Below are 16186 nucleotides of genomic sequence, written 5' to 3' on the forward strand. Positions count from 1 at the left end.
AAACGTAGCAACTGCAGCAACAAGACCACAGCCACTAAAGGAATATATTCTAAACGAGATTATGTATTGTTACATCGTATGCGTGGGGCGATCAGATTCTAAAGTGCCCGCTAGGTAAGTTTCTATTTTGCGGTTTGCGGTATCATCGTCGCCATCGAACTGAACACCAATGCCGGCAGCACGGTTACCTTGCGCGCCTTTAGGGGTGATCCAAATAACCTTACCAGCAACCGGAATTTTCTCGGGCTCGTCCATTAGGTTAAGCAACATGAAAACCTCGTCGCCTAAGCTGTAGGATTTGTTAGTCGGTATGAACAAACCGCCGTGCTTAATAAACGGCATGTAAGCCGCGTAAAGCACTGCCTTATCGCGAATGGTTAACGACAGTATGCCGTTACGAGCGCCGCCAATACCCTGCATAATTTTGCCTCTTTTTTATTATTTCGCTTCACATCTGTATTCGGTAGCATTGCTGCGTAGTGAAGTTTGGCTTAGTTAATTCCAGCGAGTAAAGCCTTCGCCAAACGAAGCCTTTACCTATTTTGCTGCGAACAATAATCGCTTAAGGCGCCAGTGTCTAGGCTTGGCGCGCCAAGCGCTGCTGCTCGGCTTTAAAACCTAGCAAAATTAACATTAGCTCTTCACACGCTAAAACTTTGTTAGGGTTACTGCCTGCGTTTAACTGCCCCATTCGCCCTTGCACCGTGTCCAGTAATGAGTATAGATGCACTGGCAGCAACTGGGCCAAGATTCCCACAACCTCTAAATCATCGTGCACATTAGCGCAACTTACCCTAATAGCACGCTGCAGCCACTGTAACACCACCCCAAACACAACAGGCAGATCAAACGCGGCCAGCTTTTTACTCGCATCGATAGGCGATAAGCTGCCATTCAGCCCTTTGGCTAACGCTTGGGCAATATCGTTGTGAATATCCAGCTGATTGCCATCAAGCCATTCCAACGCTTTCACTGGGGCCCCGCCAGCCGCTTTTAAAATAACCTCTGGCTGGTTTACTTGGTTGCGCGAAAGCCAACTTAAGGCATCGCTCCAACTTGGTGTAGCTAACGCCACTTGCGATGTACGCGAGCGAATGGTGGGTAATATGCGCGCGGCCTGATAACCAACCAATAAAAATACCGTATCGCCAGAAGGCTCCTCGAGGTTTTTTAAAATCGCGTTAGCCGCCTCAACATTCATGACTTCGGCCGGTGCAACCAAAATAACTTTTCGGCCACCTTGCTGCGCAGTATTCGCAACAACTCGTGAAAGCTCACGCACTTGGGCTATTTTAATAACATGGCTGCCCTCTTCGGGTTCTAAAAAGGCAAAGTCTGGGTGCGAACCTGCGGCCACTAGTTCACAGCCACGGCAGCGCCCGCACGATTGCGCCTCTGCTGGCGCGCGGCACAATAAAAACTGGGCCATAGCCATCGCCAAAGCTCGCGTTCCCATACCATCAATACTTTTTAGCAATACCGCATGCGGTAAGCGTTGGCTATTCACCTGCGCAACAAATTGCTGCCAATAATCATAAAACCAAGGGTATGGCGGCTGGGCAAAAACCACAGCAGATGGGGAACTCATAAAAACTCAACCTTAACAGCGCCTAAAATGCCGCAACAGTGCCGCAATCAATAATAAGGGGCAGCATACCAGCGCCGCTGCTTTCTTGCGATAATGCCAAGCGCAAGGTTTATTACACGGCCTACGCTAGAATGCTCCTCTATATTCAAAAGACCATCAACCCTATGCCTGCATTAGATATTATTTTTGAAGACGAACACCTGCTAATACTCAACAAACCAGAAGGCCTATTAAGCGTACCCGGAAGAACAGAGCCCAACTGTCTTCACGCACAAGCGCTAAGCTACAATGCCAATGCGCGCGTTGTACACAGGCTGGATATGGCGACATCTGGCATTATGATTTTTGCGAAAAGCCATGCTAGCCAAAAGGCTATGGGGCACTTATTTGAACAGCGCAAAGTCCATAAAACTTACCACGCCATTATTCACGGCAAGCCCATAAAGGATGAAGGCCAAGTGGAGCTTCCACTTATTTGCGACTGGCCAAACCGGCCAAAACAAAAAGTGTGCTTTGACGAGGGCAAACCAGCAACAACCCTGTACGCCGTTAAAACTTACTTTGAGCAAGTCAACGCATCACTTGTCGAGCTATCGCCAATTACTGGCCGCTCTCATCAACTGCGCGTCCACTGTTTAGAGCTTGGCCACCCAATACTCGGGGACAACCTCTACAATATAGAAGGCTCGCACCTGCGCGCACCCCGACTATTGCTGCACGCAACCAAAATTGTCTTTGACCACCCAATAACGGCAGAGCCCATGCACGTCAGCCATGCATCCGACTTCGAGAGCTTTATACAAAAACTGACTTAACGCAAAAAATACAGTAACTATTCAGCCACCTACGAAATTGAGCACTAGATTGATCATTCTCTAGGCCACTCAAGCCATCCATGGCCGCTATGCACTCGCTCTGGAAAGCGTGCTCCTGCGCTTTCTCCCCCTTACAATCCCTGTAAGGCCCGGCGCGCGAATGCTTAGAAAACAATCAATCAGCCCTCCGAGTGAGCAATGTTTTTTTATGGCTGAATAATTACAAAATACAAAGTAGCAGCAAAAGAAGTGAGACTAACTGCCCGTATATTTTAAAAGACCTTGCTCTTGAAAATCGCGCAGTGATATTCCAAAGGAACCGTCGGGGTGAACACGGCGAATTAAGTAATCTTTACTCAATTCTTCGGTTTCAATTAGGGAGAGGTTATGCATTTCAGGTTTTTCCAAATGCTTATGGCTAGCATTTAAAATAACCGATACGCAGGGCAAATGACGATATTTTTGGCTTGCTTCTATGACTATGCCAATTTGGCCAGAGACAAGCTCCACAATACTACCCGGCGGGTATAGGCCCACGGTTTCAAGAAAAGCTAAGGCTAATTTCTCGTCAAATTGCTTGCCGCGCTCTTGGTAAATAACTTTTAGGGCATCGGTTGAGGTTCTGGCTCGCTGATAACAACGATCGGCTGTCATCGCATCGTAGGCATCGACAATTGCGATTATTTTCGAGAAAAGCGAAATACCCTCGCCCGGAAGCTTTCGCGGGTACCCGGTGCCATCAACGCGCTCGTGGTGGCTATAGGCAACATCAATAGCGCCCGTATAGATATTACCAGCACTCAACAATAAATTGCGACCATGGATGGTATGCGCCATCATCATGCGCATTTCTTTAGGGGTGAGGCGCTCAGGCTTGTTAAGCACCTGGGGCGGCACACGCATTTTGCCGACATCGTGCAATAAACCACACAAACCTATTTGCTGCAGCTCTTCTTCGGTGAGCCCTAGATGACGACCAAATGCCACAGCGAGAATGCACACATTTAAACAATGCTCTGCCGTATATTCGCTCTCATTGCGCAGGCGCGTCATCCACATTAATGCGTCAGGGTGGCGAATAACCGATTGCACGCATTCATTCACCGTTGCCTTAGCGGCGTCGGTATTAATTGCGCCGCCAAGCTGAATATCGTCGAGTAAAGATTTAGTCAGCGTACGAGCTTGACCAAAGAAGCCAGTACTGCGGCGATGCTCTTGGTACACATCGGCTTGATGGGGATATTTAGCATTACCATTAGCAAAGGCCGTTGGCGCATTAGAGCTGCTATCACTGGCTTTTGCTTTGCGAGTAACATCCACCCATACGTTTTCACAGTACTGGCACACAGTATTCACATCATCGACAGACTCGATGTAAAAGCCCTGCATCAAAAACGGCGTATCAAGCCATTCACGATCAAGCCTAGAAATGTACATGCCAACGCGTAGCTCAGAAACATGTACTTTAACTGTGGTATCAGACATTCAGCACCTTGGGCGAACGTATTGATGCATATATTAGCAATGCATTTCTTTCAACAACTTCCATGTATAACTCCACTTTAGTGGATCTGGAGACCAAAGCAAGCACTCAACGATGCTAACACCAGCAAAAAGTGAGACCTCCTCACCACTCCTAACTCACACTTTGAACAAAACTCAGCCGGCTACAGTAATAGATTGTGCTAGTGAATGACAAACATAATCGAGGTTATCGCGACTCAAACCGGCAATACTAGCCCTAGAACTACTCAAAAGATAAATACTTTTCTGCTCTGCCAACCATGTCACCTGTGGTTGCGATATTCCCAAATAGGAAAACATGCCTTTTTGGTTTGCCACAAATTGAAACTCTGGATAACCTAAAGCCGCCATCGTATCGGCAAATTGACAGCGCAGTTGCTGGATGCGCAACCGCATGGAATCAAGCTCCGCACGCCACTCGTTGGCTAATGCACCATTTGCTAACAAGTGCGCAACAATTGCTGCGCCATGATCCGGAGGCATCGAGTAAATACCTCGCACAATACTCAGCATATGCGTTGTTGCCGCTACCGATGCACCGCCACTTGGACACATGGCCACAACCATGCCAACGCGCTCGCGGTATAAACCAAAATTTTTGGAGCACGATACAGCCAAGAGCAGCTCTGGCAATACACTAGCCATATAGCGCAAACCTGCAGCATCCTCTTCAATGCCATCACCAAAGCCTTGATAAGCCATGTCGACAAAAGGGATAAAGCCCTTCTCCAGCGCCTTATCGGCTAGCCACTGCCATTGTGCGAGTGTTAAATCCACTCCGGTTGGGTTATGGCAACTACCGTGCAGCAACACAACATCACCAGCCTTTACCTGATCCATCGCCGCCTGCATCGCTGGCCAATCGAGCTGCGTTTGGCACTGGCTTAAATAGGGGTATTCCCTCAGCTGTAAGCCAGCATTCCCCAATAAAGGAATATGATTCCCCCATGTTGGGCTACTCACCCAGATGGCCGCAGTAGGCGATGCCGTTTTAATAAGCTCTGCCGCAACTTTTAAAGCGCCACATCCGCCAGGCGTTTGCACTGCGGCTAAACGATCATCCACCGAAGATAAGCACTCACCAAATGTCAGCTGTTTCATCAAGGCCACAAAAGCCTCATTACCTGCCGGGCCAACATAGGTTTTACTATTTTGCTGCGCCAGCAATTGCACTTCGGCAGCCTTTACCGCCGCCATTACTGGCGTTTGGCCAGCGTCATTTTTATAAACACCTACCCCCAAATCAACCTTTTGAGGGTGGGCATCGTTACGGTAGAGCTGCATTAGCCCAAGAATAGGATCCGCAGGCAGGGCCTGCAAAGAGTCGAACATGAGGTCACTCGTTACAAAAAAGCTAATACTCTACGGCAAACACGCTCACTTCTATTAAAGCAGCGCTAATATCTCTGAGCTTCGCCCCACTTGAGGAGTAGGATCACAAAATGCTCAGCCAAAAATGGCCCGTGAATATTTACAAAAAAATGAGTAATTTCAACCATTTACAACGGCTGAATATTAATAAAGCAGGTAATTATCACCCGCCTTGGCAGGCAAATACAAGGCGATTATACGAACAAGAAAAAATCGGTAACGCCAATGGGCTTATTGGCTTGTACGCCACACAGTGCGCGACAACTGGTGCACTTTATAGCAAGCCAAATCGTTCAAGCGTATCGCTCAATTTATCGGCGTTTATTGGCTTATGGATAAAATCTAAAGCGCCTAGGCTCATCACTCGCTCTTTGGCCTGGGGCTGGATGTCACCAGAGATTACAATAACCACTGCGTTAAGGTCCTCGGCGCGAATGGTTTCGAGCACACCAAAACCGTCCATCTCCGGCATTGTGAGATCCAAAAATACCATCTCACCCTTGCCTTCGCGTATGGCCTGCACCCCCTCCACACCATTTTTTGCAAACGTGATATCCACATCCCAACCACTTGGCAGCGATTTAGCCACCTGCTTTCGGGCCATATTAGAGTCATCACAAATTAGTAGCGGGATTGCCATACGGGCTAACCTTTATCAATTAACACTTTGAGTATAGGCGGCACATTGGAAATTCCAACCCTTCAAGTAAGCATTAATTCGGAGATTGTAAAAACACAGGCTCTTAGCCACCGAATTAGGCCCTACTTACAGCTTTATCGGTGTTATCTTTTGTCGAGAACTCAAGCAGTGCCTGCATCGTAATACCCAACTGCGCTTGCGCAGACTCCGCCACACGCTGGCGCAAAGCGCTAAACTCTTTACCCCACTGCCCGACTGGCTCAGTAGGCAATGGTTTAGCTAAGTCAGCCACTTTAATATCCAGCAACACCACTAAATCCCACAGTGTTAGCTCGCTAAAACTACGACACAAGGCGTAATCACCATTATTGGTTTCTAGAATCCAGTTTGCCGATATCAGGGCATGTCTTAGCGTTTGCCAATGCACAACGCCAATACCTAGGCGATAACAGTGCTTATCGGTTACCACTACCCCCTTTTGGTGATGCTTATAGAACAGCGCCAGGCACTCAACGGCCTGCACAAGGTCCGTTTTACGGCCGCGAAGATGTACATAATTGCGCTCAGCGAGCGTACGTACCAAAATCGCACCGGACAACACAATCGTCCACAGCAAGTTAATCCAAATAAGAAATAACGGCACAACGGCAAAAGCACCATAAATTAATTCAAAGCTTGTATTAGCCACAAAACGACCAAACATGCCTTTCACAAACTCAAAGCACATTGCCGTCACCAAACCACCGATCAAGGCATATTTCATCGGTACGCGGCAATTGGGTACTGCAGCGAATAACAGCGTAAATACGAATGTCATAATCAAAATAGGTAAGAATTTGAATAGCAGCGGCACAAGCCCAAAAGGGTCATAAGCATCAAACACTAACTTAAGTGACAAAACATATGTGCTCATCGCCATTGTCATACCAAGTAAAATAGGCCCTATACTCAACACAGCCCAGTACCTTAAATACTTCAGCAAGCCACGCCTTGCTTGGGTAACCCCCCAAATCGTATTAAAGTTCTTTTCGATATTGGTTAGCATTAAAAAAGCCGTCACAAATAACATGCCTACCCCAGGCAGGGTTAAGTTGCGCGCTTGTGACGAAAAGCTCTGTAGATATGTTTTCACCGACTGATTCGATTCGGGCAACAAGTTGGCAAACAAAGCATTTTGCAGCTGTTCGGAGACCCCCTCAAAGGCCGGAACCAAGCTAAATACCGAATAAAACACCATTAATAACGGCACTAACGCAAACAGCGTCATGTACGTTAAAGCTGCTGCGCTTTTTTGGCATCCCGCTGCCTGAAAGTCGCGCACTAAACTTAGAGCGAAAATCTTGCCGCCCATACCCAAGTTTTGCCAATGTTGCTTTTGTAGTTTCAACTGTAGTTTCAACACCCTTTACTCCTAATAATGCAAAGCCACCGCATGACTAAACCCTCAGCAATCACGGATTCAACGCATATGGCGCACTAATATGCGCTAAAATAGCCAACTCATTCTCATTGACCCACATTTTGTAGTTATGGCCGATTATACGATTTATCACAACCCTCGATGCTCAAAGTCCCGCCAAACTCTGGCCTTACTTGAAGAAAATGGCATCGCGCCCACTGTTATTCTGTATTTGAATGAGCCGCTCACAGCCTTCGAGCTCAAAACCATTATCAAAAAACTCGGCATTAATACTCGAGATTTATTACGCACCAAAGAAGCACAATACAAAGCATTGAACCTTAGCGACACACAATTAGACGACGACGCTTTACTTACAGCAATGATAGAGAACCCAAAACTTATCGAACGCCCCATCGTTATACACGGCAATCGTGCAGTTTTAGGTCGCCCCCCTGAAAACATACTCAGTTTACTGTAGTCGGCGAAAGCAGAGAGCATAATGACAACGACAGCCACCAAAGTATTGGTACTGTATTACAGTAGCCAAGGAGCTACCGCAGCTTTAGCAAAACATGTTGCGCGCGGCGTCAATAGTGTTGCCCATACCGAAGCCGTAATACGCACAGTACCGCGTGTGCAGCCTGTTATTGAGCAACCCGAAAATGCCGTTCCAAGTACTGGCGCGCCTTATTGCAGCCACGAAGACCTCAGCAGTTGCGCAGGGCTTATCATGGGAAGCCCTACTCGCTTTGGCAATATGGCTGCCCCCTTAAAATACTTTTGGGACACCACTGCCACACAATGGCTAAATGGCTGCCTGATAAACAAACCCGCAGGCGTCTTTACTTCATCGAGCAGTTTGCACGGTGGCCAAGAATCTACACTACTGAGTATGTACTTACCCCTTCTGCACCACGGCATGGTGATTGCTGGTATTCCTTATAGTGAACCGTGCATCCACACAACACATTCTGGTGGCGGGCCATACGGTGCCAGCCACCACAGCCATAGCGCCAACAGCACAAACACGAGTGTGCAACTGACCCCCGAAGAGCAAGCCGCTTGTTTTGCTCTGGGCAAACGTATTGCAATGCTTGCCAGCAAGCTTGCTGCACCGCTACCCCATACCGATTAATTTAGGATGACTCCGTGTCCACACCCCCTCTTTCAACACCACCATTAACCGACGCAAATACCGCGCAGCAGCGGATTACAGTATTCGAACGCCGCGCATTATATGCCCACTGGGCAACATTGTTTTTCTATTGCGCTTTATTAGCACTGTTTAGCTTGCACCAATGGTTTAGGCCCGAAGGTATTAGCCTATTCCAGTGGTCTGTACAGTGCTTACCGCTATTGATGTTTTGGTTTGGTTTACGCATTCGCAAGCGGCGCACTTATTCGTGGCTAGGCTTTGTGCTCTTTTTATACTTTATAAAAGGCGTAGAAGGTGTAATGGGCTTTACGCCAACCCTATTCGATTGGTGTTTACTCATATTTAGTACATCGCTTTTTATCACCAGCACTATGGCGGCGCGCTGGCTATTACTCAAAGAAAAAGAACTGTATTTATTGCGCCAAAACACAACTGGTAACAGTGATGACATTACAGAAATATCAACACCACAATAAACATCGGCGCCCAAGCCGGGCAGCCATTCAATAACGCCGCAGGTAGTGGCGCCTTGTAACATATTTTTAATTAAGGACACTCATGAGTAACTCAACTCCAAGTAAAAACATTTTCGTACGCATATGGCGCTTCTTATGGGGTGCCGTTAGTTGGCTGCGCATTGCTATGCTCAACGTCATTTTCTTAGTTGTGCTATTTATTGTGTTTTCTACCGTTATGGAATCGGCGCCCAAACCGATAGAACAACCTGGCCCCTTATTTATTGCACCATCGGGCATATTGGTGGATCAACTCAGTTACGAGCCTCCGCTGGCTGCCCTTACTGGCGATACGCCACCTGAAACCCATTTGCGCAGTTTAATTGAAAGCATCCAGCGAGCCACCACTGACAATCGCGTCACTGGACTTATTATTAAATTAAATGATTTAAACGGCGGTGGCATCAGCAAAATTCAAGAGCTAGGCCAAGCCATCACCGCCTTCAAGCAAAGCCAAAAACCTGTAATCGCTTACGGTAATTTTCTGGATCAGCAACAATATTATTTAGCCAGCTATGCCGACACTATTTTTATCCACGACATGGGCGGCGTTGCTATTACCGGCTTTGGCTTATACCGCAACTATTTTAAAGGCTTAATCGATAAACTCGGCATTAATGTACACGTTTTTAAATCGGGAACATTTAAAGACTTTGTCGAGCCGTACATTCGCACAGATATGTCTGAGCCCTCGCGTGCACACAACGAAGCTTGGATAACATCACTATGGCAAACCTATAGCAACGACGTAGAGCAGCGCCGTGATTTAGCCAGCGGCCAACTCGACAACTACATTAAAAAGCTACCGCAACTACTAAGCGACGCCGATGGCAATAGCGCTAAATTAGCGCAGGACTACAAACTGGTTGACGAGATAGGTTCAAAGCAAGCATTAATTAACTACTTAATCGAGCAGTTTGGCCAAAGTAAAGACGATAGCAATATGTTTAATTACATAAACCCCCTTAGCTACCAACACGAGATCGCGCTTGAGAAATTTCAGCAGCAAGGCAACATCGGCTTAATTGTGGCCGCCGGCAATATTATGGATGGCGAACAACCAGAAGGTAGCATCGGTGGTGATACCTTATCCCAACTCATTCGCAAGGCACGCAATGATAAAAACTTACAAGCACTTGTGCTTCGCGTGGATAGCGGCGGCGGCAGTGCATTTGCCTCGGAGCTAATTCGGCAAGAAATTACCGAAACCCGCGCAGCAGGCAAGCCGGTGTTTATTTCTATGGGCAGCATGGCCGCCTCTGGAGGATATTGGTTATCTGCAGGGGCCGACCAAATTTGGTCAACCCCCACCACATTGACCGGATCAATCGGCGTATTCAGTATTGTGCCAACCTTCGAAAGCACCATCGATAAAATAGGAGTTACATCCGACGGCGTAGCGACTAGCGAATTAGCCGGCCTATTTCACCTAGACCGCCCAATGAGCGAGCAAGCCAAAACTGTATTTCAAATGGGGGTAGAATCGGTTTACAGTAAGTTTTTGGGCATTGTTGCCGATGCGCGCAATAGCTCAGTAGATGACATACGCAAAGTTGCCGAAGGGCGAGTTTGGCTAGGCGAGCAAGCACTAGAACATAACTTAGTTGACCATTTAGGCTCGCTAGAAGATGCCATCGCCGCTGTGGCACAACATGCCAATATTAGCCGCCCAGTGATTACACTCGTTGAACGCGACCTTACCCCCTTCGAGGAGCTACTTAAAAATATTAGCCTAAATACTCAAGCTACTTTCCCCGCCTCGAATACCAATAACGTGGTTAATACATTGTTTAACAATATGGCTAGGCAATTAAACCAAGATCCGCTAACTCAGCTGCTTGCAGACCAAAGCAAAAACGTCTCGCAACCAAAAATATATGCATTATGTGCAGAGTGCTTATCGCAACCGTAAGGCACAATGCATCCCCTTCCGCATTTTTAACAGGTCGCCTTGTGGTGACCCGTTAAACTACAACAACGGCATATAATGAATAACCCACCTTTGTCGCTAAGCCACCAACGCGGCATGCTAGCCCTTTATAGCGCATCAGTCATCATTGCCATTAACGGTGTCTTTTCAAAAGTTATCCCCTTAGATGCAATAACCATTACGTTTACGCGCTGCGTTATTGCGTTTATCGCCATGTGCATCATCTTGCAACTTCAAAACACCCAAAGCCTTTTTCGCCTACACAATAAAAGTAGCTACCTAAAGATAGTCGCCATTGGTGCACTCATGTCTGTTCACTGGAGTAGTTTTTTCCACGCCATGCAGACATCGACTGTTGCGATAGGTATTTTGGCACACTACAGCTTCCCCATTATGACCGTATTACTGGAATCGCTGCTCAACAAACAACGCCCAGCGATTAAAGATGTTATTTCTGGACTAATTGTTTTGGTTGGAGTCGCTATTATGGTTCCATCGTTTAACCTAGACAGCCAAGTATTGATAGGGGTTGGTTTTGGCTTGCTATCGGCTGCTGCCTGGTCGACGCGCAATGTGCTGCAAGGTCGCTGGCTTGCCAATGAATCAGGCCAAAGTATTATGACTTACCAGTTGTTATTGGTCGCACTTTTTACCACATTACTATGTGACTTCGGCGCACTAAGCCAAGCAAGCAATACAACTTGGATTACTTTATTACTGCTCGGCGTTGTAAGTACAGCTTTTGGACATACACTTTTTGCCATAGCGCTACGCGTGATTAACGCAAAGTCTGTCAGCCTTATTAGCTGCCTACAACCGCCAATTGCAATAGGCCTAAGCTGGTTAATTATCGCAGAAGTACCCACCCTAGAAACCCTTATTGGCGGCAGTATTATCTTGTGTGTTGCACTTTACGAAGCAATTAACGCAAAACCTAAACACACTTGATGCACATCAAGTGTGTTTAGGTCGGTTACTCTAGTATTTACTCATCTAATGTTTTTTGTGCTCACTTTAAGCCATTAAAACACAACCCCTAAGACGAGTGACAGAGTAATGATAGAAAACCATAGTTTAGCCAACGAGCTACCGGAGTTTAAAGAAGCCATCCATACACTCAAAATGAGCAATCATCACTTTGCCAAAATTTTTGAGCAATACCACAATACCGACAAAGAAATTCACCGCATTGAGCAAGGTATCGAAAACACAACAGATGAATATTTAGAGTATTTAAAAAAACAACGCCTGCACAGTAAAGATGCTCTATTTGCCATGCTAAAAAAACATGAAGCCACCACTGCCTAGTTATTGTGGCGCCATTTTTATTCATGTAAAAAATAAAAGTCAGTGAAAAAATACACCATCATATGCGACCACGCAGACAATAAACGCTGGGGGTCGCTAGTATTTAAATCACGGATTTTGGGCAAACCTTGGGCACCTAATTCGCAGTAGTTATTAGCGTGCTGCGCCAACGTCATGGGGGTTGCCTGCATTTCTAGCGTTTGCCATACCGCAATAAAAGTATCCATGGCCTCTGTAATTTCGGGGCTATCAACCGCGTAATCACTCCCTTGAGTTAAGGTAAAAAGCTCGACCATCTGCTGGCGAAGCACTTGCCCCCCTCGCCCAGCTAAATCAAGCACATCCACACTCACTTGCGCAGGCTCCACCCATTCAATGGGCGTTAGAACATCTGCTCGCAATTGCACTTCGGTATAGCCTTGCCCCTCAAAGGTAATATCGGCATAACCTTTTTCCAATACAATCATACTTCCAGCCTGCAAGCCGGTAACTTTTTGTGCCTCATGGCTCAAAACAATATTATCGCTAGCGTGTACCGCACTGAATAAAAGCGTGCCATCCGTAGCTACCACCTGCAATTGATCGAACACTACAGGGCCGATTCGCTCGGCATTTAAATGGCTAATACGCAATCTATTTTGCCCTGGCAGAAGCGTTAAACTAAGGGTAACGCTTTGCGGTTGTGCCAATTCAAGCCATTGCCAATTGTGCGAAAATGGCGATACATAGCGCGCCTGATTACGCAATAACCGCTGGCTTACAGTATCGCGGTTAACATCCAATAACACGGCAGCACACGCTAAATTAACAGCTTGGCTTTCGGCCACATTGGCCATTAAACTATTTTGCACTTTGGCGCGCTCAGTTACGCCTAAACTATCAATACCACCATAATAAATACGGAACTGATCATCCATGTAACTCCAAAAACCGTTATTCGCCCAAAAGTCCTCTCGCTCGCCCCAAGCAAAACCAACAAGCGCTTTCACTTTATTTTCAAGTTCTTCTGGCGTTAATAAACGCACACCCGATAACGCAAGCGTGCCCTGGCTATTGACAGGTTCTGAGGCGCTATCATCAAATGCTATTTGCTCTGCGCGAAACCAATCACTCATAACCATTGCAACGATTAAATCTTTTAAGTTATACGGTGCTTGGCCATTAAAACCCTCACGAAATTGCTGCGCTAAAGCGCGAATAAACTGCTGCTGTTGCTGATATAACGGTGTTTCGCCTGCAGCTGAAGTTAATAACGCATCGCTCATAATAGCCGGCCACCAAAATTTAACAGCGGCCTCAGCAAAGCGATCATCTTGTGCAATATAGCGCCCAAGTTCAGCTAAAGACCGGGCACTATCGCCAATAGCCTTTCCTTCAAAGCCAGGGCTGCGCATATCTCGATACCAGAGGTCGCCTTCTACATAAGGGCTATTGGCTTCGTGTTTATAGCTACTGGGTAACGAATCCATTCCCTCCCAGCTAGATCGATACCAGCCATCAACACCAAAATTTTGAAAAGCACCGGCTACAGGGTCTAATGTTTCGTGGCATACCGCACATGCATCATTATTTAATGTAGGGTTTTGCGTATCGACAAGGGCATCACCGGCTATAGTTCTGGCGGCAATATCCTCTACCTCGACCCCTAAAAATAAGCGATAAACCATCTTGGCACGCAAGCGGTTTCTGTTGGTATCACTACTGGGGTAACGCGCCAAAAAGGCGGGCTCATTTAAAATACCCGCGTGAGGATACTCCACCCACTCGCCATGCTGATCAATGCGTAAGCCAATAGAAGGGTCAAGGTATTGCTCATGCCCAGATTGCATTAATATCTGGCCATTGTTTTTTATAGGCTGCAGATCAAACTTATCTCCATATTCAAAAATGGCATCTTGGCGCATGTAGTCAGCCATGCTTTGATTACCCATCGTGTAATCGGCAGTTACAATATCGGTGTAGGGCCTATCGTTCATCACCGTATGGGCAATTAAAGCCAAAGGCCCGCGCACCATGCCATGATAAATATCGTGATTCCAGCGCTCGAACGGCCAAACATCCCCGCTTTCATAAGCGAAATAACGCCTATTTGAACCTACCGGGTAATAAGGCGCAAAACCATTACTCAACTCAAAAAATTGGCCATTTAAAAAGCTATCTGTTAAAAACTGATCATTCGCACCACGTATTAAAAATTGCTCAAAGCCTTCCGTTTGCATCAATTCTTTTAATACTTTTGCCAACTCGGCATCACTGCGTATCACGCGATCATTTTCATCGCGCGTAGGCAAGCGGCCCGTTAAAATTAACGCCGCGCGCCGTAAAGTTTTTTGCCTTGGCTCTATTTGAATTGCTGTAAATGCAGGTTTAGTTACCTGCTGGGTCTCTGGCAGTATTAATGCAAGCCACGCTTCTACATCCTTGTAGGCTTGCTGCTGCCGATTAACAATAGCGCCGCCACCATGCCCATCAAACCCCGTAATTTTTCGCAATAGGCGATTGGCATTGTCTGCCTCCAGAACATAACGCTCTAATATTTGTGCATTTTGATAGTTATTATTTACGGCAAACTGTAAAGGCGTTGCACCTGCCATGCCTTGCGCAACATGGCAAATAGAGCAATCTGTATTCACTAACGACGACACCAATGTTTGATCAAAAAACTGCCACGCTTGCGGCCAGGTGGCCACCGGTGGAGATTGAACATCGGCGCCATTACTTGACGACACAGAACCGCTGCTAGTTGAAACAGCAATAACAGCAGTACTCGAAACACTGACCGACGCATTCTCTGCGAAGGAAGATTGCACCACAGGCTCACTCGACATTACAGATCCAGAAGAAGATGCAGGCGCAGAGTAAGCAATACTAGAAGGTGTAACAGCAGGCGTATTACCCGGTGCCGCCAATGCCGCCGAATCTTGCTGCAAAGCCGCACCTTCACCACCGCCCCCACTGCACGCTAACAAACAACAACTAAGCAGCCACAACAAAACAGTCGTGGCGCACCGTTGACTACTTATGTGCGCTCCGTATAAGCCAGCCATTACATCTCCTCCTAAAACAATCCCCGCAGGGCTTATTGCAGGGCGCTCTATCCGTGCTCCCTATTTATTACTGTTTTAAGTATAAGAGGCTTGAAACAACGAGACTTGCGGGCGAGAGAGTCAAAAGCGCCTTTTATCGCAACATTGGCGCATACATTAAAAGAGTTTGACCACCAGTCCATTTATAGCACCATTGGTGCTGCTGTGGCACCAAAATCAACACCACCCATAAACTAGCCCCTACACTGAAGTTACAACGCAGTGGGCAAGGAGTTGTAGGATATATCCTACACAACACATGAGTAATCACATCTTTGCGAATGTAGGCCACACACGGATAATGCGCACACAGAATGACGATCAACAGGACACTGATCAGATTAAAAGAGCAGGAGCTCTCAGGAATAGGGATGGATAAAGCCTAGGGAATGCATGATGCAGCGGGCAGCAGGATGATTCAACGGATGGTGAGGACTAAGGAAAAATAGGATTAGGATGTATAAAGCACGAGGATTGTGCGGCTGGATGCCAACAAAAACAGGATGTAAGGGAAAGCAGTATCAGGAGCCGTAGCCCAGAGGATGGATAAATTTAAAGCCCCTTTAACGCAAGTTAAAGGGGCTTTTTATTGCCCGCTAAATATGAACACTCGTTTTGTAACTATCCAGGTGGGTGCGAAATAATGTCGCCCCAAAGGGCGTATTGATTGTTTTCTGGGCATTCAAGCGTCTGGAACGTTCGCATAGCGACCAGCCTCAGCAAGGATGCGTGGGGGTAGACTTTGCAGCACAAAGTGGTAGATGGCTTGAGCGGCCCACAAAATAATCAGTTTGCCGACCTATTTGAGCATGGCTGAATAGTTACCGCTCTTTTTATGTGTATTTTACATC

At 46.8% G+C, this 16186-nt stretch carries 14 protein-coding genes; 7 read left to right on the forward strand and 7 right to left on the reverse strand.

The features are described 5' to 3' along the window. Nucleotides 1–69 precede the first annotated feature (69 nt). Entirely contained in the window at nt 70–420 is a 351-nt protein-coding gene (locus tag MARGE09_RS18900; RefSeq protein ID WP_236984698.1) for a PilZ domain-containing protein, read from the reverse strand. A 157-nt stretch (nt 421–577) separates the two neighbouring features. Continuing rightward, nucleotides 578–1588 carry a DNA polymerase III subunit delta' gene (locus MARGE09_RS18905; RefSeq protein WP_236984699.1) on the reverse strand — a complete coding sequence of 337 codons (1011 nt, stop codon included), beginning with the start codon at nt 1586–1588 and terminating at the stop codon, nt 578–580. A 131-nt stretch (nt 1589–1719) separates the two neighbouring features. On the opposite strand from MARGE09_RS18905, the gene MARGE09_RS18910 reads away from it, so the two are divergent. Then, entirely contained in the window at nt 1720–2403 is a 684-nt protein-coding gene (locus MARGE09_RS18910) for an RluA family pseudouridine synthase (RefSeq protein ID WP_236984700.1), read from the forward strand. 255 nt (nt 2404–2658) lie between these two features. On the opposite strand, the gene MARGE09_RS18915 is transcribed toward MARGE09_RS18910, so the two are convergent. The 4 genes from MARGE09_RS18915 to MARGE09_RS18930 all read right to left on the reverse strand — a co-directional run bounded on the left by MARGE09_RS18915 (nt 2659) and on the right by MARGE09_RS18930 (nt 7340). Next, nucleotides 2659–3888: a cyclic di-GMP phosphodiesterase gene (locus MARGE09_RS18915; protein WP_236984701.1), complete on the reverse strand. Its 1230-nt coding sequence runs from the start codon at nt 3886–3888 to the stop codon at nt 2659–2661. A gap of 174 nt (nt 3889–4062) precedes the next feature. Continuing rightward, nucleotides 4063–5259: an amino acid aminotransferase gene (locus MARGE09_RS18920; protein WP_236984702.1), complete on the reverse strand. Its 1197-nt coding sequence runs from the start codon at nt 5257–5259 to the stop codon at nt 4063–4065. A gap of 313 nt (nt 5260–5572) precedes the next feature. Beyond that, nucleotides 5573–5938, reverse strand: a complete 366-nt coding sequence (locus tag MARGE09_RS18925) for a response regulator (protein WP_236984703.1) — start codon at nt 5936–5938, stop codon at nt 5573–5575. 115 nt (nt 5939–6053) lie between these two features. Continuing rightward, nucleotides 6054–7340, reverse strand: coding sequence for a YihY family inner membrane protein (locus MARGE09_RS18930; RefSeq protein WP_236984704.1), 1287 nt, complete (start codon nt 7338–7340; stop codon nt 6054–6056). Nucleotides 7341–7467: 127 nt separating this feature from the next. Between MARGE09_RS18930 and arsC the strand changes: the two genes are divergently transcribed. From arsC to MARGE09_RS18960, 6 genes are all read left to right on the forward strand, one after another. Next, a complete protein-coding gene (arsC, locus tag MARGE09_RS18935) occupies nt 7468–7818 on the forward strand; it encodes an arsenate reductase (glutaredoxin) (protein WP_236984705.1) in 351 nt (116 codons plus the stop codon). Between the two features lie 21 nt (nt 7819–7839). Continuing rightward, a complete protein-coding gene (gene wrbA / locus MARGE09_RS18940; RefSeq protein WP_236984706.1) occupies nt 7840–8475 on the forward strand; it encodes an NAD(P)H:quinone oxidoreductase in 636 nt (211 codons plus the stop codon). A 14-nt stretch (nt 8476–8489) separates the two neighbouring features. Continuing rightward, nucleotides 8490–8972, forward strand: a complete 483-nt coding sequence (locus tag MARGE09_RS18945) for a DUF2069 domain-containing protein (RefSeq protein WP_236984707.1) — start codon at nt 8490–8492, stop codon at nt 8970–8972. 82 nt (nt 8973–9054) lie between these two features. Beyond that, nucleotides 9055–10923 carry a signal peptide peptidase SppA gene (gene sppA / locus MARGE09_RS18950; protein ID WP_236984708.1) on the forward strand — a complete coding sequence of 623 codons (1869 nt, stop codon included), beginning with the start codon at nt 9055–9057 and terminating at the stop codon, nt 10921–10923. Nucleotides 10924–10998: 75 nt separating this feature from the next. Then, a complete protein-coding gene (locus MARGE09_RS18955; protein ID WP_236984709.1) occupies nt 10999–11889 on the forward strand; it encodes a DMT family transporter in 891 nt (296 codons plus the stop codon). 108 nt (nt 11890–11997) lie between these two features. Then, on the forward strand, nt 11998–12249 hold the full coding sequence (locus MARGE09_RS18960; RefSeq protein ID WP_236984710.1) for an HP1242/YdcH family protein: 252 nt from the start codon (nt 11998–12000) through the stop codon (nt 12247–12249). A 17-nt stretch (nt 12250–12266) separates the two neighbouring features. Here the strand turns inward: MARGE09_RS18960 and MARGE09_RS18965 are convergent, their stop codons facing one another. Then, nucleotides 12267–15296 carry a DUF1588 domain-containing protein gene (locus MARGE09_RS18965; protein WP_236984711.1) on the reverse strand — a complete coding sequence of 1010 codons (3030 nt, stop codon included), beginning with the start codon at nt 15294–15296 and terminating at the stop codon, nt 12267–12269. Between the last annotated feature and the right edge of the window lie 890 nt (nt 15297–16186).

It is taken from the genome of Marinagarivorans cellulosilyticus (assembly GCF_021655555.1).
Classification (GTDB): Bacteria; Pseudomonadota; Gammaproteobacteria; order Pseudomonadales; family Cellvibrionaceae; genus Marinagarivorans; species Marinagarivorans cellulosilyticus.

What these genes read in the sequence shown, in the direction of transcription:
- MARGE09_RS18905 (WP_236984699.1), bottom strand. Translation starts at nt 1,588, where the DNA reads ATGAGTTCCCCATCTGCTGTGGTTTTTGCCCAGCCGCCATACCCTTGG.
- MARGE09_RS18955 (WP_236984709.1), top strand. Translation starts at nt 10,999, where the DNA reads ATGAATAACCCACCTTTGTCGCTAAGCCACCAACGCGGCATGCTAGCC.
- MARGE09_RS18915 (WP_236984701.1), bottom strand. Translation starts at nt 3,888, where the DNA reads ATGTCTGATACCACAGTTAAAGTACATGTTTCTGAGCTACGCGTTGGC.
- MARGE09_RS18925 (WP_236984703.1), bottom strand. Translation starts at nt 5,938, where the DNA reads ATGGCAATCCCGCTACTAATTTGTGATGACTCTAATATGGCCCGAAAG.
- MARGE09_RS18900 (WP_236984698.1), bottom strand. Translation starts at nt 420, where the DNA reads ATGCAGGGTATTGGCGGCGCTCGTAACGGCATACTGTCGTTAACCATT.
- sppA (WP_236984708.1), top strand. Translation starts at nt 9,055, where the DNA reads ATGAGTAACTCAACTCCAAGTAAAAACATTTTCGTACGCATATGGCGC.
- MARGE09_RS18965 (WP_236984711.1), bottom strand. Translation starts at nt 15,296, where the DNA reads ATGGCTGGCTTATACGGAGCGCACATAAGTAGTCAACGGTGCGCCACG.
- arsC (WP_236984705.1), top strand. Translation starts at nt 7,468, where the DNA reads ATGGCCGATTATACGATTTATCACAACCCTCGATGCTCAAAGTCCCGC.
- MARGE09_RS18960 (WP_236984710.1), top strand. Translation starts at nt 11,998, where the DNA reads ATGATAGAAAACCATAGTTTAGCCAACGAGCTACCGGAGTTTAAAGAA.
- wrbA (WP_236984706.1), top strand. Translation starts at nt 7,840, where the DNA reads ATGACAACGACAGCCACCAAAGTATTGGTACTGTATTACAGTAGCCAA.
- MARGE09_RS18920 (WP_236984702.1), bottom strand. Translation starts at nt 5,259, where the DNA reads ATGTTCGACTCTTTGCAGGCCCTGCCTGCGGATCCTATTCTTGGGCTA.
- MARGE09_RS18910 (WP_236984700.1), top strand. Translation starts at nt 1,720, where the DNA reads ATGCTCCTCTATATTCAAAAGACCATCAACCCTATGCCTGCATTAGAT.